Genomic DNA, 17,401 nt, shown 5'->3' with positions numbered 1-17,401 from the left:
TCCTTATGCAGGATATTCCTCAGAACACCCTCAACGAAACCACGAAAACCGAGCAGTCTGCCCGCATTGACTTGTGGGAAATCGACCTGACGGCCTTTGGTGGCCAGCGTTACTACTTTTCAAATGAACTAAACGAGAAGAGAGAGCCGGTCACCTGGCAGGGCAGGAAGTATGACGTTTACCCGATACAGGGAACCGGATTTGATCTGGTAGGGAAAGGGACGTCTTCCCGACCGACGCTGGCAGTGTCGAACCTGTTTGGCATGGTCACGGGACTCGCGGAGGATGTGCAGAGCCTCGTCGGGGCCACGGTGGTAAGGCGCGTGGTATACGCCCGTTTTCTCGATGCGGTGAACTTTACAGGCGGCAATCCGGAGGCTGATCCGGAACAGGAAGTGGTCAGCCGCTGGGTGATTGAACAACTGTCGGAGCTGAAAGCCACCACGGCGACCTTCGTGCTGGCCACACCGACCGAAACGGACGGTAGCGTGTATCCGTCGCGGATCATGCTGGCTGATGTCTGCAACTGGACCTACCGTTCGCAGGAGTGTGGCTATGTCGGGCCACCTGTGGCGGACGAGTTTGATAAACCCACGACAGACCCTGCAAAAGATGCCTGCAGCAAATGCCGTACCGGCTGCGAGCTGCGTAATAACCTGCCGCGCATCGGCTGTTTCCTCTCCATTAACCGTCTTTCCTGATGGATACACCCATGAAAAAAACACTCCTGGCGCATGCTGCAGCATGCGCGCCGGCTGAATCGTGTGGCTGGGTGGTGAACACGCCCGCAGGGGAGCGGTATTTTCCCTGCCAGAATCTTTCCGCTGAACCGACTCTGTATTTCCGCATGGATCCGGCAGATTACCTTCAGGCGCAGGCGGCAGGCGATGTGGTGGCCCTGGTACACAGCCATCCCAATGGCCAGCCGTTTCTCAGCGATGTTGATCGCCGCCTGCAGGTGCAAAGTGGCCTGCCGTGGTGGCTGGTCTGCGATGACCGGATATACAAATTTCGCTGCATGCCATTCCTCACCGGGCGGGCATTTGAGCACGGGGTGACGGACTGTTACACCCTGTTCCGAGATGCGTACCATCTGGCGGGTATTGAGATGCCGGATTTTGCGCGGGGGGAGGACTGGTGGAAGCAGGGAGAGAATCTGTATCTGGATAATCTGGAGGCGACAGGTTTTTATCGGGTGAATGCTGAAGAGGCACAGCCCGGAGACATTCTGATTTGTTGTTTTGGTTCATCAGTTGCCAACCATGCCGCGATTTACTGCGGCGACGGCGAACTGCTGCACCATATTCCTGACCAGCTCAGTAAACGCGAGAGGTATTCTGAAAAATGGCAACGCCGCACACACTCGATATGGCGACACCGGGCATGGCACGACTCTGCCTTCACGGGGATTTACAACGATTTGGCCGCCGCTTCAGCCTCAGTATAAAAACGGGGGCCGAGGCCATTTACGCGCTGGCCATACAGGTTCCGGGCTTCCGGCAGAAAATGAATGATGGCTGGTATCAGATACGCATCGCCGGTCAGGATGTGGATGAAACCAGCGTGTCAGCCCGTCTGCATGAACCGCTGCCGGACGGGGCCATTATTCATATTGTCCCGCGTATGGCAGGGGCAAAATCCGGTGGCCTGTTTCAGGTCGTGCTGGGTGCTGTGGCAATAGGCGCGTCCTTTTTTACGGCAGGCGCTTCAATGGCAGCCTGGGGGGCTGCGTTATCTGCCGGTGGTATTTCGGTATCCTCAGTTCTGTTTTCTATGGGGGCAGCCATGATGCTGGGTGGTGTGGCGCAGATGCTGACGCCGCAGGCAAAAATCCCCTCGTCCCGGCAGACCGATAACGGCAAACAGAACACTTATTTTTCGTCACTGGACAACATGGTGGCGCAGGGGAATGCCCTGCCGGTGTTGTACGGTGAAATGCTGGTCGGCTCCCGCACGATCTCCCAGGAAATAAGCACACGGGATGAGGGCGGCGGCGGGCAGGTGGTGATCATCGGTCGCTGATTTACTGCAGCATATTTATATTAAAACAGAACCGCCTTCGGGCGGTTTTGTCGTTTCAGAGGGAACAGATTATGGGTAAGGGTGGTGGCAGCAGTAAAACGCCGCATGAGGCTCCTGACGACCTGAAATCCAGCCAGATGCTGACCGTTGTTGATGCCATCTGCGAGGGGCCGATAGAAGGTCCGGTGGACGGGCTGAAAAGTGTCAGAATTAACAAAACGCCGGTCCTCGACAGCGACGGTAATGCGATGGTTCACGGTGTCACCGTGGTTTACCGCGTGGGGGAGGATGAGCAGACCGCGATGGAGGGGTTCGAAGACTCCGGTGCTGAAACCCTGCTGGGTGTGGAGGTGAAGAAGTCAGAGCCGGTGACCCGCACCATTACCGCTAAAACGGTGGACCGTCTGCGTTTTACCTTTGGTGTGCAGTCTCTGGTCAGTACCAGTACCAAAGGCGACCGCAACCCGACCAGCGTACAGATGCTGATCCAGTTTCGCCGGGACGGGCTGTGGCGAACGGAACGGGATATCACCATTACAGGTAAAACAACCACGCAGTTTCTGGCATCTGTGGTGATCGATGATTTGCCGCCCCGGCCGTTTGAAGTCCGCATGCAACGTATCACTGATGACAGTACGACAGACCTGCTGCAGAACAAAACGGTGTGGTCGGGCTATACCGAAATCATTGATGTAAAACAACGCTATCCGAATACCGCCGTTATCGGGGTAAAAGTGGACGCGGAGCAGTTTGGCAGCCAACAGGTCACGCGAAACTATCTCCTGCGCGGGCGTATCGTACAGGTGCCGTCGAATTATGATCCGGTAAAACGGACGTATTCCGGGCTGTGGGACGGGACGTTTAAACCCGCCTGGACAGATAATCCGGCCTGGTGTGTGCTGGATATGCTGACCCACCCGCGCTATGGCATGGGAAGCCGCATCGGTGTTGCCGATGTGGACAAGTGGGCGCTGTATGCCATTGCATATTACTGCGATCAGCTTGTTCCTGACGGTTTTGGCGGGACAGAGCCGCGTATTACCTGCAATGCGTATCTGACGGACCAGCGTAAAGCGTGGGACGTGCTAGGGGATTTCTGTTCCCTGATGCGCTGCATGCCGGTCTGGAACGGCAATACCCTGACCTTTGTGCAGGACCGGCCCGCCGATAAAGTCTGGACCTACACACAGAGTAATGTGGTGATGCCCGCTGACGGTGCGCCGTTCGTCTACAGCTTCAGCGCACAGAAAGAGCGCCACAATGCCGCCGAGGTGCGCTACACCGACCCGAACAACGGCTGGGAAACGTCAACCGAACTGGTGGAAAATGACGCTGCCATACGGCGCTACGGTCGCAACGTCCTGAAGATGGATGCGTTCGCCTGTACCAGCCGTGGGCAGGCACACCGTGCCGGACTGTGGGCCATCACCACCGAATTGCTGGAAACGCAGACGGTGGATTTTTCCGTGGGGGCCGAAGGACTGCGACATGTTCCCGGCGATATCATTGAGGTCTGCGACAGTGATTATGCCGGCGTGACCGTGGGCGGACGCGTTCTGTCGGTCGACAGTCTGTCCCGTACGCTCACCCTGGACCGCAAGGTGGAAATTCCGCCAGGCGGCAATGTGGTGCTGAACCTGGTGGGCAGCGATGGCCAGCCTGTTACCGTCGCGGTCACCGCACATCCAGCCCCGGACCGCGTGACCGTCAGCCAGTTACCCGATGGCGTGGCGGCGTACAGCGTGTGGGGGCTGAAACTGCCGGACCTGCGCCAGCGCCTGTTTCGCTGCGTGGCCATACGGGAGAATGATGACAGCACGTATGCCATCACCGCCGTGCAGCATGTTCCGGAGAAAGAGAGCATCGTGGACAACGGGGCGAAGTTTGACCCGTTGCCCGGCACAGGTATCACGAACACACCGCCCGCCGTGCAGCATCTCACCACGGAGATTCTGGCAGAGGAGGGGCAGTATCAGGCGCGGGCGCGATGGGATACCCCGCGTGTGGTTAAGGGGGTGAACTTTTCCCTGCGCCTGACAGTGAAAGCGGAAGATAACAGCGACCGGCTGGCCAGCAGCCTGACCCTGACCGTAACGGAGCATACTTTCCGTAACCTGACTCCGGGACGTTACACCCTGACGGTACGGGCGGTGAACAGCCAGGGCCAGCAGGGCGAACCGGCCAGCACTGATTTCAGCATTGCCGCGCCCGCAGTACCGTCTTATGTTGATCTGACACCCGGATATTTCCAGATAACCGCCACCCCGCACCAGGCGGTATATGACCCCACGGTGCAGTATGAATTCTGGTTTACAGATACGCAGATTGCCGATATCCGCCAGGTGGAAACCGATGCGCGTTATCTCGGCACCGCGCTGTACTGGGTTGCGGCCAGCAGCAGTATCAAACCCGGCAAGGATTATTACTTCTATATTCGGGCCGTGAACCAGGTCGGGAAATCGGCGTTCGTGGAGGCTAAAGGGCAGGCCAGCAACGATGCGGCGGGCTACCTGGATTTCTTCAAAGGGAAAATCACCGAAAGCCACCTGGGTAAAGAGCTGCTGGAGAAGGTGGAGCTGACGGAAGACAACGCCAGCCGGCTGGATCAGTTTTCTGAAGAGTGGCAGGACGCGAACGGCAAGTGGAATGCCATGTGGGGCGTGAAGATAGAACAGACCGAAGACGGGAAGCACTATGTGGCTGGTCTGGGCCTGAGCATGGAGGATACGGAAGAAGGTAAGCTGAGCCAGTTCCTGGTGGCGGCTGACCGTATCGCGTTTATCAACCCGGCGAACGGCAATGAAACTCCGATGTTTGTGGCGCAGGGCAACCAGATATTTATGAACGAGGTGTTCCTCAAATATCTGACGGCCCCGAGCATCACCAGTGGCGGGAACCCGCCGACCTTTATGCTGACGCCTGACGGCAGGCTGACTGCCCGTAATGCGGATATCAGCGGTAATATCAGCGCGAATTCCGGCACCCTCAATAATGTGACGATAGCGGAAAACTGCACCATTAACGGGACAATGCGGGCAGAGAATATTGTCGGCGATATCGTTAAAGCCGTGGGGCGGGCTTTCCCCGGAAGCGCTAATTACCCGAATGGGACCCTCACGGTTCAGATACAGGATGACCACCATTTTGACAGGCAGATAATCATTCCCCCCATCACCTTTGCAGGAGGAAAGGCAAAATCAGAGACAAGCAACGAGATATGGACAGACTGTGGGCTTGTGGTGAAGCACAACGGCAGAGAGATATACAACGCAGAACCCGCGATTACAGCGAGATCATTCAGCAGGGTCCTTGATATGCCAGCCGGAGGTGGAAATGTGACGCTGAGCTTCACGGTTTCATCCAGGGGGTATGGCGGCGGGGCCTGGGCTGATATCAGCAACCTGCTGGTCATGGTGGTGAAGAAGAACAGCACGGGTATCAGCATTTACTGATACCTGAATCCAGAAACGAGCGCCTGAATGGGCGCTTTTTTATTGCTGAAAACAAGAGGTAATGACATATGTCAGTACAAATTTCTGGCGTATTAAAAGACGGGGCGGGGAAACCGGTACAGGGTTGCACTATTCAGCTGAATGCGAAGAAAACCAGCCCGACCGTTGTTGTGGAGGTGATTTCATCCACTGTTACAGACGCGAACGGCCACTACAGCATTGAGGCTGAACCGGGTTATTACAGTGTGTCACTGATGCGGGAAGGTTTTCCGCCCTCAGTGGCCGGTGACATTTACGTGGCCCCTACCGATGCGCCTGATACCCTGAATGCGTTTCTCGATGCACCAAAGGATGCAGATCTGCGCCCGGAGGTGATGAAACGTTTTGAGGAAATGGTAAACCGCGTTGCTGCATTAACTGTTGCGACAGAGAAGGATCGGGAACGCGCCGAACAGGCCGCGCAGACAGCGGAGCAGAGTAAGGATGCAGTAGCTTTGTCTGCAACGGCTGCGGCAGAGTCACAGCGCCAGGCAGCACGCTCTGCAGATGCTGCTGATGTTTCTGCCCGGTCAGCTGCAGATAATGCCCGACAGACCGCGCAGGACGTTCTGGCTTGTGCAGCGGATGCGGACAGTGCGGCAAAGTCGGCACAGACAGCGACGGAACAGGCCGGAGTGGCAAAAACTTCCGCTGATACGGCACAGAAAGCGCAGCAGGAGGCAGGTACCTCGGCACAGTCTGCAGCTGGAAGTGCCAAAAGTGCCGCCTCTTCAGCACAAACAGCGGGCGAGCACGCAGGCAATGCAGCTGCATCTGAAACCTCAGCGCGTGAAAGCGGCCTCACGGCTACACAGGCTGCAGAACAGGGTAATAACAGCGCAGCAGCTGCAGCTCAAAGTGAACAGCATGCCAGGGAATCCAGCGACAAGGCCGCTAAATCAGAGACTGCGGCATCAGCCAGTGCAGAATCGGCATCTTCAAGTGAAGCATCAGCCCTGCAGTCAGCCGAAACGGCTGAGAACCAGAAAAATGCAGCCGCTGAGAGTGCCAACCGCGCAGAACAGGCCAGAGATGAGGCCCTGACGCTGCGCGATGAGGCTCAGGAACATGCCCTGAATGCCCGGAACAGCGCACAGGATGCTGCTGCCAGTGAGAAAGAAAGTGGACAGGCAAGGGATGAAGCACAGCTCCTTGCTGAACAGGCCAGAAGTGCAGCCTCAAAAGCCGCCGCTGATACCATTAAAGAGATACAGGAAAGTGAAGACCTCAGCGGCCCGCAGGGGCCGGCAGGTCCGACAGGTGCAACCGGACCAAAAGGGGATAAGGGTGATATTGGGTTAACGGGGGCGACAGGTCCACAAGGACCCGTAGGGGCAGCAGGCCCACAGGGGCCGGCAGGTCCGACAGGCGCAGCCGGACCAAAAGGAGATAAGGGAGATAAAGGGGATACCGGATTAACTGGACCACAAGGACCTGCAGGCGCAAAGGGGGCAACAGGAGCTACTGGACCACAAGGGCCTGCAGGTGCAAAGGGGGGAACAGGTCCGCAGGGGCCGGCAGGTCCGACAGGCGCAGCCGGACCAAAAGGAGATAAGGGAGATAAAGGGGATACCGGATTAACTGGACCACAAGGACCTGCAGGCGCAAAGGGAGCAACAGGAGCTACGGGACCACAAGGCCCGCAGGGACCGGCAGGCGCACCAGCGGGTGCACTTCATGCTGTAGGTACGTTTGCGCTGGCATATATGAGTGTTGGAGCACCTCTTGCCCCAGGCGCAACCGTTGCAGGGGGGAGTCTAAAGGCTTCCGGCATTATTTTTCCACAGGATCGCTATAGTACATTCACTATTGATGCCTACAGGTCGGGTGTTCAATATGGGCCTTACCCTCTTCCGGGGACGTGGCGAGCTTGCGGCATTATCTCAAACCAGTGGCCAAGCGGTACTGCTTCGAATTATGTAGGTCTTTTTCAGCGAATTTCATAAAAGGAGATTGTATGAACATTGAGGACATTCAGGCTCCTGAGTGGGCGAATAAAGAACATACAGCGATTAACTGTAGGGTTAAATTTGCAGAGTTTGGTGAGTTTCTGCCGTTCACTGCATATCAGAACGATAATGAGGAGCATGGACGCCGCATCTACAGCGAGCTTGATTCAGGAAAGTTTGGTCCTGTCACCCCTTTTATTGTGACTGAAAAGATGGTGGAAGATTTACGAAATCAGAAACTGGCTGAAATCAGCAACTGGCGGGACGTTCAGGAAAACGCCAACATTATTTTTGAATTTGGTGGCCAGCGGTGGGATGGAGGCAAAGCATCGCAGGAGCGTCTTGCGCCCGTGGTTATGGCTGCCAGTGCAGGAAAGTTACCTGATGGATTCTTCTGGACGGATGCGGATAACCACGATGTTCCAGTGAATTTTGCGTTCCTGCAACAGCTTGAGGCGGCGATGATGCAGGCAATGGTGATACACGGCTTCAGAATTCACGAACGGCAGCGACAGATGAAAGAAGATGTGACACAGCTGACAGATATGAGCGCCATAATTGCTTACCAGCCAGGATGGCCGGAGGAGGCATAATGAGTCGCTTTACCACGCCAGCGATACTGGAAATGCTGGTTCACTACTGATGGCGCGTATACGCGCCATTTTCGTTAATTTGTATAGAGAAAGGACTCTGCATGTGCAGGGGCCTTTTTTTGTGGCCTGTCCATGCTACGCTAATCGGGATACGGGCAGACAGAACGAGCACAAAGCGGACTGGCGACCGTTCGATAGTGCGAGTATTGAATGATTGCCAGTCCGCTTTGAGCGAACAGCAGACATTCATGATATTTGTCCGTGTCTGCAAGTAATGGGCTAATCCCAGCCCATTACTTGCACGCAGTTGCCTTTGAACCCATGGTGATTCAGAGCTATCCGAGCTATTACAACGGATATATTTCATTCATGGTAATACTTCTTCAGAAATGATGGTGTGTTCCTCAGACATTGAGATGATGCAGCGCAATCCTTCGAGATGCTCTTCATAATCAGCGATGAATTTTTTTAATTCAGCTACATCCCCAATCAGTTCAAGGCATTCCGGGTGAGCACCTGCTTTAATTTCATGGTGGGAATAGCTTATTTTCATCCCGACAAGATACCCTGCACTTACGTTGTGGATGATAGCCTGAGGTACTCCCTCTGCCCTGGCCAAACGCAGCAGATAATGGCTCAATGGAGGAGCGGTAAGTTTTTTCATAAATCCCGATGCTTTTACCCTGGTGCCTGACTGGATATAGATTCGTAGCGTCGATAGCGTTTCCATCTTCACTTATTCACCTCTGCCGAACAGGTTTCGCTGCTTTTCGGTTTCCGGGACTTTACATTATTTGCCAACCAGTCAGGGACATCAGCAAGTTTAATATGCTCTGGCACGAAGCCATGTTTCAGGCAGGCTACGCGCTGGGAACGATAAATGCCGGTATAACCCGATATCAGCCAGGCAACAGCACAGGCCAGTGCAGCATAAACGCCCATCTCAGAGCCAAATAACTCAATCGCCATCAGTGTTGAAGCCACAGGGGTATTCGCAGCTCCGGCAAAGACGGCCACAAAGCCAATACCGGCCAGAAAACTGACCGGTAAATGCAGCACTGGAGCCAGCGCGTTACCCAGTGTGGCCCCAATATAAAAGAGCGGTGTGACTTCCCCGCCTTTAAAACCTGCGCCCAGAGAAGTGACCGTAAATACCAGTTTTCCCAGGAAATCCCATGGAGCCAGATGCTGATGAAAGGCGTCAACGATAACGGGAATACCCAGACCGATATAGCGATCAGCACCCAGGCAAAAGACCGACACAGCCACTACCAGTCCGCCAATGAACGGTCTCAGTGGCGCATAATGGATAGTCTTCTTCATGAAACTGCCGATGGCATGTGTTGCGCTGGCAAAAGCCCTGGCAGTCAGACCAAAGAGCCCACCGGCGATGATGACAGCAATCAGTGCCCAGGCAGACATATGAGGAATAAACGAGACGGAGTAATGAGTATGATGTACTCCCCATAATAGCCCAGTTTGATCGGCCACAATGGCAGCGAAAATACACGGTATTAATGCGTTGTAATTCATCCGCCCAATGGCCAGAACCTCAAGCCCAAAAATGGCGCCCGCGAGAGGGGTGCCGAATACTGATGAGAAACCGGCACTGATACCGGCCATCAGGACAATGCGTCGGGTATCCGGCGTCAGGCCAAACATGCGAGTAAACTGATCGGCTATGGAGGCCCCCATCTGTACTGCGGTCCCTTCGCGCCCAACAGAAGCACCAAAAAGATGCGAAACAACAGTGCCGATAAATACCAGCGGGGCCATGCGCAGACGGATAATTTTTTGGGGATCATGAATTTCATCGAGCACCAGGTTATTCCCGCCTTCTACTGAACTTCCGTAGCGCAGATAAACCCATCCCACGGCAAATCCTGCAACGGGAAGCAGCCAGATAAGCCAATGGTGTCTGAGCCGGGTCGCCGTAGCCCAGTCAAGGGAAAACAGAAAGAACGCAGAAGCTGTGCCGGTCAGCACGGCGATCAGGAAAGCAAGGCCAAGCCATTGCGCAAGAGAACTGATTGAATTATTGAGCAGGAAGTGATTTGAGCGCATTGAAGCATCCTCAGATGGTTAATCATCCCGGACACACAACGCTGCATGGCTGATAAAACGATAAGCCTGCATCTTCCCGGTCCGGGAATAAATGCAGGCATCATTAGCCACATGGCGGTTCAAGGGGGAATGCCATCCCCTATGGGGTTATCTTAGCACAGGAATCGATTCAGCAGAAGAATTCATACCCATTGTTGACCCCCATGTATTAATGTCCGTTTTTGGCACAGAGTGGACTGTCAGGTTAGGTTTGGCTCTGTGCCATAAGACTGCCAGCTCAGGTCTGAGCTAATACAACTCAAGCGATATGATGGTTCAAGGCGTTTAATCTGAAACCAGCCACATATCAGCCTCTTCAAACATTTCCTGAACAGTACGGCTTATCTGTTCCTTCTCATGCTTGCTGGCGTCAGTGTTGATCGCCGGCAGCGTCATCATCGGTTTAACCCGGACATCAGCATCGGGGAAAATCCGGTGAACCCTCTTAGTTAACTCGTCCAGAATGATATCTTTTGCACCGGGCAGACCATCAAAATTCCTTTTGTCATAAACGAGTTCAACGAACATGCTTTAACTCCTCTTTACTGTATGTAATCACAGCATATACTGTATATATGAACAGTATCAATATGAGTGAGTTTATCATGAAGTTTTATTCACCAACTGAGCTGAGCCAGATTGTAGCTCTCCCGTTGTTTAGCGATCCGGTGCAATGTGGATTTCCCAGCCCAGCGCAGGATTATGTTGAGCAACGTATTGATTTAAATAAGTTAGTAGTTCGGCATCCCAGCGCAACATATTTTGTTCGCGCCGCTGGGGATTCTATGAGTGGTGCGGGTATTAGCTCTGGCGATCTGTTGGTGGTGGACAGCGCTAAAACGGCCCAGCATGGGGATATTGTGATAGCCGCCGTCGATGGTGAATTCACGGTGAAAAGGCTACAAATGCACCCAACTGTGATGTTGGTGCCAGAAAACCCTGCGTTCAATCCGATTATGGTGGGCGGTGAGGATTCGCTGGATGTATTTGGGGTTGTTACCCACATACTGAAGACTGTCGACTGATGTTTGCTCTTGTTGATGCCAATTCATTTTATGCGAGCTGTCAGACAGCATTTCGGCCCGATCTCAAGGAAAAACCCGTCTGTGTTCTTAGTAACAATGATGGTTGTGTGATAGCTCGTAGTGCGGAAGCTAAGGCGCTTGGGATCAAGATGGGTACACCTTGGTTCCAGCTGAAAGATGCTCGTTTCCCACAAAGGGTCCACTATTTTTCTAGTAACTATGAATTATACGCGGACATGAGTTTGCGAATGATGACCACACTGGAAGAAATGTCACCGCGATGCGAAGTATATTCAATTGATGAATCTTTCTGTGATCTGACTGGTGTCAGAAATTGCCGCGATTTGACTGACTTTGGCCGGGAAATCCGTGCGACTGTACTTCAGCGAACACACCTGACCGTTGGTGTAGGAATTGCTCAAACCAAAACGCTGGCCAAACTGGCAAATCATGCTGCTAAGCAGTGGCTGCATCAGACTGGCGGGGTTGTTGATCTATCAAATGTAGAAAGGCAGCGAAAATTGATGGCTCTTTTATCCGTTGATGAAGTGTGGGGCGTTGGCCGACGTATTAGTAAAAAACTTGAAGCGATGGGTATTAAAACTGTGCTCCAGTTGGCGGATACTGATATCCGATTTATCAGGAAGCACTTCAACGTTGTCCTGGAGCGAACAGTACGAGAACTTAGAGGTGAGCCGTGTCTGGAGCTGGAAGAGTTTGCACCAGTGAAGCAGGAAATTGTCTGTTCCCGGTCGTTTGGTGAACGCATTACTGATTATGAAGATATGCGTCAGGCTATCTGCAGTTATGCTGTGCGCGCAGCAGAGAAGCTACGCGGGGAGCACCAGTACTGTAGGTTCATCTCTGCATTCGTCAAAACATCACCGTTTGCGGTAAGAGAGCAGTATTACGGTAATAGCACGTCAGTGAAATTGATTACCCCGACGCAGGATACTAGGGATATCGTTAATGCAGCCATGCGCTGCCTGGATACCGTATGGGAGAATGGTCACCGATATCAAAAAGCGGGTGTGATGCTCGGCGATTTTTTTAGTCAGGGTATCGCCCAGCTTGATCTATTTGATGATAACTCGCCGCGACAAAAGAGCACTCATCTGATGGAGGTTCTGGATCATCTCAACGCGAAGGGCGGTAGGGGCACACTCTATTTTGCCGGTCAAGGTATCCAGCAGCAGTGGAAAATGAAGAGGGATATGTTGTCGCCTCGGTACACTACAAGGTTAAGTGATTTGCTACAGGTCAGGTGATACCGTGATTAAACTTTTACAGCATATTGAAATTCGATACTGGTTAAGAAAAACTATTTTTGATTAACAGTTAGTTAGATGAAGTTGTAAGTTATATTTTAATAATTTAACTAAGGTACTATTCACTTTTTAATTTGCTCAGCTATAAATATTTATAGAATCTAATGCTTGGGGTTATCTTATGCAGGCTGAACTCAGAACATTTCCTTTTCTAATAGTCCTTGCTGTTCCTTGTTTTGCTATTGCAGACACTGATCCAATAACTGCAATAAATCAGGCTTTTATTAATGCGAAAGTAGAGATAACAAGGCAAAGAATGGTTGAGCATTATGAACGAACATGTTCCTGGAGCGGGGAGCCTGAGCCTGATAGATGCCACATGGAGAAAGTATTAAAACCAGAAAACTATAAAGAGGTTGCAACTGTAAAAAGTGCAGCCGTTGTTATTGTTAATAATTTCAAATTCCTAGAGTCTAAACAAGTAGCTTTACCGTCTACAGTTTTAATTAATGCTTATAGCTATAAAAATTGTGGGCCTCAAACAGTAACCGCTTCTGCAAACTTATCAGTATCAGGTGCGAAAGGCTGGAGTATCACGAAAACTCATAGTGTATCATCCTCCACGCAGGTAGGTATGAGCCAAACATTTACTGGCAAGACACCATTTGGTGGTTCTAGTACAACATTTAGTATTTCTAAAACGTTTGGACTAAGTGACACAACATCTAATGGAGAAACATACTCAGAAACAGTAAGTCAGGGGAATAGCGTATCAGTTACCGCCATGAAAGGTGAATCAGGTTATGTACAGTTAATAGCATATCAAGTTGGGCTTGATATTCCATTTAAAGCAGACGTTGTATTAGATGGAGATTTGAGTAGTAATGTTGACGGAAAGAAAAAAGCAAGCGAGTTTCTTTCTCAAGAGCAAAGAACAGTTCCATTTGAGGGTGTATTGCATCTGACAGGTGTTACGAATGCAATTGTAAATAACTATGATACATCTCCTGCAAAATGTGATGATGGCAACAAGGTATTCTATGAAGATCAATATAATACTAATGTACCAGCAGATATATATAGAAAACCAAAATTCAAAGATGGGGCAAAAAAAATAAGAGGAGGTAAAAGTCAGGTTAGTTTATTAAGCTCTGATGAGGATGGGCCAGTTATAGGGGCACCTGATGGTATATCGTATACTGTAATATCGAGCTCACAAGCTGTTATTCCGTCGGCGGCGTGTGGCTACAATGATTTATCTATAGCCAATAACGCTAACTACACTATCGAAGAGAGGCGCTATGAACAGCATAATAAAGGAGTTTTAGTAGCATCTTGGAATGAAAGAGTTGAGATATTCAACGGTTGCGCATCTGGACCGTGATGGCACTATCGATCACCTTATATCAAGAACATACGTGAGATGATATGGAAAATTAATACAAAGGATTCTTTTACAATGTTGATATAATCAAAAGAATCCTGTTTTAAATGTGTACACATTTGAGTACATTTTAACAAATTAAAATTTATATAATTTCTTATTATTCATCGTGTTACTCTTTTCCAAACTCATATCCATTTAGATGCCAGGAACGCGGAGTTTGATGATTGCCCGGTGATGTAATCACACTGGCTGTATCAGTTCGGAGCCCTGATTATTCACATTCCCTACGGCACGCGTCACGGCGTGCCATATAAAATTCTCAGCCGGTACGGAACCATCGGCCGCAATTTCCGCAGCTTCTTTCCCTCCAACGTCCTGCCTCATCCATTCGCGAGCAGCATCTGGTGACAGTACCAGTGGCCGCCTGTCGTGAATATCTACCAGTCCTTTGTCTGCAGCAGCCGTCACTATCAGGAATCCTTCTGCTTCATCTCCACGTTCGAATGGTGTGCTGCCGATCGCCGCCATGAAAATCGGCTGGCCATCGGCTCGATGAATGAAGTAGGGCTGCTTCTTGTCGCCTTCCTTTTTCCATTCGTACCAGCCATCAGCAAAGCAAATTGCACGGCCATGCTGCCAGAGTGATTTAAACATTCTGCGGATGGCTGCAGATTCAGAACGCGCATAAATTAGCGGCAGCTTAGACCACCATCGATTGTTACTTTTTGGGGGCAAATTTGGGGGCAAAAATCAGTTTGGGGCATGATTTGGGGCAATGAAATGACTCATATTGCCCGCAATTGTCCAAGACGGTTTTTTGTTAAATGATTGATTTTACGATAATTAACTGTATTTACTGAATTTACAAAATCAATTTTATAGTCTAACGCTGATTATGTGGCTGTGGGGATAAACATTTAATAAACCGCGGGAAGGGAAGCATTTCGCTCATGAAATAAAAAGCCGGATAAGGCGATAGCCTCCATCCGGCTAAAATACGCATTAGCTCGCCTGTTTTTTCATCATGCTGAAGATAAACAGCAGCGCAGCACACAGCACCACGGAAGGACCTGCCGGGGTGTCATAGAAGGCCGAGAAGGTCAGCCCGCCTGTAACCGCTATCATTCCCACACCAACGGCAACCCCTGCCATCTGTTCTGGCGTACGGGCAAAGCGACGGGCGGTTGCCGCAGGGATAATAAGCAGCGAGGTGATAATTAACGCCCCGACAAATTTCATCGCCACGCCAATAGTTAATGCTGTGACCAGCATCAGCAGTAGCTTAACGCGTTGCAGCTTCACGCCATCCACAAATGCCAGATCCGGACTGATGGTCATCGACAGCAGGTTGCGCCACTGCCAGAACAAAATCGCCAGAACGATAACCACCCCAATGGCGATGGAGATAAGATCTTCTGGCGTCACGGCGAGCAAATCACCAAACAGATAGGCCATCAGATCCACACGGATGTTGGACATCAGGCTGACGACAACCAGCCCTAATGACAGCGCACTGTGGGCCATAATGCCCAATAAAGTATCGATCGCGAGGTGGGGGCGTTTTTCCAGCCATACCAGACCGCCTGCCAGCATCAAGGTGACGACGATGACCGCATAGAAAGGGTTTACATCCAGCAGCAGGCCAAAGGCGACCCCCAGTAGCGAAGCGTGGGCCAGCGTATCACCGAAATAAGACATTCGACGCCAGACCACAAACGAGCCGAGCGGGCCAGCGGCACAGGCCAGCATGATCCCGGCTAACCAACCGGGTAATAACAATTCAATCATGAGTGACCATTTCCCCGGCGTAAGACGATACGACCCTGTAAATCGTGGCGGTGATTATGATTATGACGGTAAATTCCGAGTTGTTCGGCACCGCGTTGTCCGAACATTGAGATGAATTCCGGGTGCATGGAAACCACTTCCGGCGCACCAGAACAACAAATATGATGGTTCAGGCACAGTACCTCATCGGTTTTTGCCATCACCAGATGCAGGTCATGAGAAACCATCAGTACGGCGCAATCCAGTTCACGTCGCAACTGGTCGATAAGATCGTACAGTGCGACTTGCCCATTGACATCCACGCCCTGGGTTGGCTCATCAAGCACCAGTAGCTGAGGTTTATTCAATAAAGCACGGGCCAACAGGACGCGTTGTGTCTCCCCGCCAGAGAGTTTTTGCATCGGCGCATCCATCAGATGTCCGGCCTGAACACGCTTCAGTGCCGGAAGGATATCTTCTTTTTTGGTGCCGGGACGTAGGCGCATAAACCGACTTACCGTCAGCGGAAGCGTCGTATCGAGGTACAGTTTTTGCGGCACATAGCCAATCCGCAATCGACCATTACGCTTGATAACTCCCTCATCAGCCTCTACCAGCCCTAATACAACGCGCACCAGCGTAGATTTCCCGGCACCATTTGGACCGAGAAGCGTCAATATTTTACCGGGTCGAAGTTCAAGCGATACGTCAGAGAGGACGCGGCGTTGACCATAAGAGACCGAGACATTTTCCAGTGAAACCAAAGTCGTCATATCAATTTTAGTCTTGCAGAAGTTATAGAATGTTATAATATCACAATTCTCACATTCATTACGATGATTGGTCGCATTATGTTACATAAAAATACGCTTCTTTTCGCAGCATTATCCGCTGCTCTTTGGGGTAGTGCAACACAGTCGGCAAATGCCGCTGTCGTGGCTTCTCTTAAGCCGCTGGGGTTTATCGCTTCAGCCATTGCTGACGGGGTTACTGACACCCAGGTTCTGCTGCCTGACGGGGCTTCCGAACACGATTACTCATTGCGTCCTTCAGACGTAAAACGCTTACAGGGCGCGGACTTAGTCGTTTGGATTGGACCTGAGATGGAAGCGTTTATGGAAAAATCAGTCAAGAATATTCCTAACGCAAAACAGGTAACGATTGCGCAGCTCAATGACGTGAAGCCGTTACTCATGAAAGGTGCTGATGACGATGATGACGATCATGGACATAATGATGCCGGCAGTGAAAAAAGTGACGAGCATCACCATCACGGCGATTACAACATGCATCTTTGGCTTTCCCCAGAGATAGCACGGGCCTCAGCGGTTGCAATCCATGAAAAATTAGTGGAACTTATGCCGCAAAGTCGAGCCAAACTTGACGCCAACCTGAAGGATTTTGAGGCACAATTAGCCGCAACCGATAAGCAGGTAGGTAACGAGCTCGCGCCGCTCAAGGGAAAAGGTTACTTCGTTTTTCATGACGCCTATGGCTACTACGAAAAACACTACGGACTAACACCGCTTGGTCACTTTACCGTGAACCCTGAGATTCAACCTGGTGCGCAGCGTTTACATGAAATAAGAACACAGTTGGTTGAGCAAAAAGCAACCTGCGTTTTTGCTGAGCCACAGTTCAGGCCAGCGGTCGTTGAAGCCGTCGCGAGAGGGACATCCGTTCGAATGGGAACGTTGGATCCGCTCGGAACGAATATCAAACTGGGTAAAACAAGCTATTCAGCGTTTTTGAACCAATTAGCCAACCAGTATGCGAGCTGCCTGAAAGGAGATTAA

General features: G+C 51.4%; 15 protein-coding genes, 1 pseudogene and 1 riboswitch. Of the genes and pseudogenes, 10 read left to right on the top strand and 6 right to left on the bottom strand.

Annotated elements, in window-relative coordinates; all coding sequences use genetic code 11:
* Positions 1–5: 5 nt before the first annotated feature.
* The 6 genes from GFC06_RS18375 (at position 6) to GFC06_RS18345 (ending at position 8,055) form a co-directional block, all read left to right on the top strand.
* Positions 6–701 carry a phage minor tail protein L gene (locus GFC06_RS18375; protein ID WP_153690486.1) on the top strand — a complete coding sequence of 232 codons (696 nt, stop codon included), beginning with the start codon at positions 6–8 and terminating at the stop codon, positions 699–701.
* Positions 702–712: 11 nt separating this feature from the next.
* Positions 713–1,447: a C40 family peptidase gene (locus tag GFC06_RS18370; protein WP_153690485.1), complete on the top strand. Its 735-nt coding sequence runs from the start codon at positions 713–715 to the stop codon at positions 1,445–1,447.
* A complete protein-coding gene (locus GFC06_RS18365; RefSeq protein WP_049268765.1) occupies positions 1,345–2,022 on the top strand; it encodes a tail assembly protein in 678 nt (225 codons plus the stop codon). Before GFC06_RS18370 ends, GFC06_RS18365 begins: the two co-directional genes overlap by 103 nt.
* Before the next feature lie 71 nt (positions 2,023–2,093).
* On the top strand, positions 2,094–5,474 hold the full coding sequence (gpJ, locus tag GFC06_RS18360) for a phage attachment tail tip protein J (RefSeq protein WP_153690484.1): 3,381 nt from the start codon (positions 2,094–2,096) through the stop codon (positions 5,472–5,474).
* 68 nt (positions 5,475–5,542) lie between these two features.
* Positions 5,543–7,459 carry a prophage tail fiber N-terminal domain-containing protein gene (locus tag GFC06_RS23500; protein WP_323741207.1) on the top strand — a complete coding sequence of 639 codons (1,917 nt, stop codon included), beginning with the start codon at positions 5,543–5,545 and terminating at the stop codon, positions 7,457–7,459.
* 11 nt (positions 7,460–7,470) lie between these two features.
* On the top strand, positions 7,471–8,055 hold the full coding sequence (locus tag GFC06_RS18345) for a DUF4376 domain-containing protein (protein ID WP_153690483.1): 585 nt from the start codon (positions 7,471–7,473) through the stop codon (positions 8,053–8,055).
* A 367-nt stretch (positions 8,056–8,422) separates the two neighbouring features.
* Here the strand turns inward: GFC06_RS18345 and GFC06_RS18340 are convergent, their stop codons facing one another.
* The 3 genes from GFC06_RS18340 to GFC06_RS18330 all read right to left on the bottom strand — a co-directional run bounded on the left by GFC06_RS18340 (position 8,423) and on the right by GFC06_RS18330 (position 10,686).
* Positions 8,423–8,791 carry a hypothetical protein gene (locus GFC06_RS18340; RefSeq protein ID WP_153690482.1) on the bottom strand — a complete coding sequence of 123 codons (369 nt, stop codon included), beginning with the start codon at positions 8,789–8,791 and terminating at the stop codon, positions 8,423–8,425.
* Positions 8,788–10,119 carry a voltage-gated chloride channel family protein gene (locus GFC06_RS18335; protein WP_109149526.1) on the bottom strand — a complete coding sequence of 444 codons (1,332 nt, stop codon included), beginning with the start codon at positions 10,117–10,119 and terminating at the stop codon, positions 8,788–8,790. Before GFC06_RS18335 ends, GFC06_RS18340 begins: the two co-directional genes overlap by 4 nt.
* Positions 10,120–10,206: 87 nt before the next feature.
* Positions 10,207–10,268: riboswitch (Fluoride riboswitch) on the bottom strand.
* Between the two features lie 175 nt (positions 10,269–10,443).
* Positions 10,444–10,686, bottom strand: coding sequence for a DinI family protein (locus tag GFC06_RS18330; RefSeq protein WP_153690481.1), 243 nt, complete (start codon positions 10,684–10,686; stop codon positions 10,444–10,446).
* Between the two features lie 77 nt (positions 10,687–10,763).
* Here GFC06_RS18330 and GFC06_RS18325 point away from each other — a divergent pair, with 77 nt between their 5' ends.
* From GFC06_RS18325 to GFC06_RS18315, 3 genes are all read left to right on the top strand, one after another.
* Positions 10,764–11,183 (top strand): translesion error-prone DNA polymerase V autoproteolytic subunit, encoded by a 420-nt coding sequence (locus GFC06_RS18325; RefSeq protein ID WP_153690751.1) that lies wholly within the window; start codon positions 10,764–10,766, stop codon positions 11,181–11,183.
* Entirely contained in the window at positions 11,183–12,451 is a 1,269-nt protein-coding gene (locus GFC06_RS18320) for a Y-family DNA polymerase (RefSeq protein ID WP_153690480.1), read from the top strand. The genes GFC06_RS18325 and GFC06_RS18320 overlap by 1 nt, the downstream gene beginning before the upstream one ends.
* A 181-nt stretch (positions 12,452–12,632) precedes the next feature.
* Positions 12,633–13,835: a hypothetical protein gene (locus tag GFC06_RS18315; protein WP_135953055.1), complete on the top strand. Its 1,203-nt coding sequence runs from the start codon at positions 12,633–12,635 to the stop codon at positions 13,833–13,835.
* Between the two features lie 243 nt (positions 13,836–14,078).
* On the opposite strand, the pseudogene GFC06_RS18310 reads toward GFC06_RS18315, so the two are convergent.
* The 3 genes and pseudogenes from GFC06_RS18310 to znuC form a co-directional block, all read right to left on the bottom strand.
* A pseudogene (locus GFC06_RS18310) lies at positions 14,079–14,549 on the bottom strand (SOS response-associated peptidase family protein); the annotation flags it as partial.
* A 291-nt stretch (positions 14,550–14,840) separates the two neighbouring features.
* Positions 14,841–15,626 carry a zinc ABC transporter permease subunit ZnuB gene (znuB, locus tag GFC06_RS18305; protein ID WP_103766149.1) on the bottom strand — a complete coding sequence of 262 codons (786 nt, stop codon included), beginning with the start codon at positions 15,624–15,626 and terminating at the stop codon, positions 14,841–14,843.
* The gene (gene znuC / locus GFC06_RS18300; protein ID WP_153690479.1) at positions 15,623–16,378 is read right to left on the bottom strand and encodes a zinc ABC transporter ATP-binding protein ZnuC; all 756 of its coding nucleotides are present in this window, start codon (positions 16,376–16,378) and stop codon (positions 15,623–15,625) included. The genes znuB and znuC overlap by 4 nt, the downstream gene beginning before the upstream one ends.
* Positions 16,379–16,456: 78 nt before the next feature.
* On the opposite strand from znuC, the gene znuA reads away from it, so the two are divergent.
* Positions 16,457–17,401, top strand: a complete 945-nt coding sequence (gene znuA / locus GFC06_RS18295; protein WP_019076521.1) for a zinc ABC transporter substrate-binding protein ZnuA — start codon at positions 16,457–16,459, stop codon at positions 17,399–17,401.

It is taken from the genome of Citrobacter braakii (genome assembly GCF_009648935.1).
Taxonomy (GTDB): Bacteria; Pseudomonadota; Gammaproteobacteria; order Enterobacterales; family Enterobacteriaceae; genus Citrobacter; species Citrobacter braakii.
Note: the sequence above shows the minus strand (reverse complement) of the source record. Positions and strands in the feature narration are given on the sequence as shown.

Coding starts and splice junctions, on each gene's coding strand:
- znuA (WP_019076521.1), top strand. CDS start 16,457: ATGTTACATAAAAATACGCTTCTTTTCGCAGCATTATCCGCTGCTCTT.
- GFC06_RS18365 (WP_049268765.1), top strand. CDS start 1,345: ATGGCAACGCCGCACACACTCGATATGGCGACACCGGGCATGGCACGA.
- GFC06_RS18345 (WP_153690483.1), top strand. CDS start 7,471: ATGAACATTGAGGACATTCAGGCTCCTGAGTGGGCGAATAAAGAACAT.
- znuC (WP_153690479.1), bottom strand. CDS start 16,378: ATGACGACTTTGGTTTCACTGGAAAATGTCTCGGTCTCTTATGGTCAA.
- GFC06_RS18370 (WP_153690485.1), top strand. CDS start 713: ATGAAAAAAACACTCCTGGCGCATGCTGCAGCATGCGCGCCGGCTGAA.
- GFC06_RS23500 (WP_323741207.1), top strand. CDS start 5,543: ATGTCAGTACAAATTTCTGGCGTATTAAAAGACGGGGCGGGGAAACCG.
- znuB (WP_103766149.1), bottom strand. CDS start 15,626: ATGATTGAATTGTTATTACCCGGTTGGTTAGCCGGGATCATGCTGGCC.
- GFC06_RS18330 (WP_153690481.1), bottom strand. CDS start 10,686: ATGTTCGTTGAACTCGTTTATGACAAAAGGAATTTTGATGGTCTGCCC.
- GFC06_RS18375 (WP_153690486.1), top strand. CDS start 6: ATGCAGGATATTCCTCAGAACACCCTCAACGAAACCACGAAAACCGAG.
- GFC06_RS18335 (WP_109149526.1), bottom strand. CDS start 10,119: ATGCGCTCAAATCACTTCCTGCTCAATAATTCAATCAGTTCTCTTGCG.
- GFC06_RS18315 (WP_135953055.1), top strand. CDS start 12,633: ATGCAGGCTGAACTCAGAACATTTCCTTTTCTAATAGTCCTTGCTGTT.
- gpJ (WP_153690484.1), top strand. CDS start 2,094: ATGGGTAAGGGTGGTGGCAGCAGTAAAACGCCGCATGAGGCTCCTGAC.
- GFC06_RS18325 (WP_153690751.1), top strand. CDS start 10,764: ATGAAGTTTTATTCACCAACTGAGCTGAGCCAGATTGTAGCTCTCCCG.
- GFC06_RS18320 (WP_153690480.1), top strand. CDS start 11,183: ATGTTTGCTCTTGTTGATGCCAATTCATTTTATGCGAGCTGTCAGACA.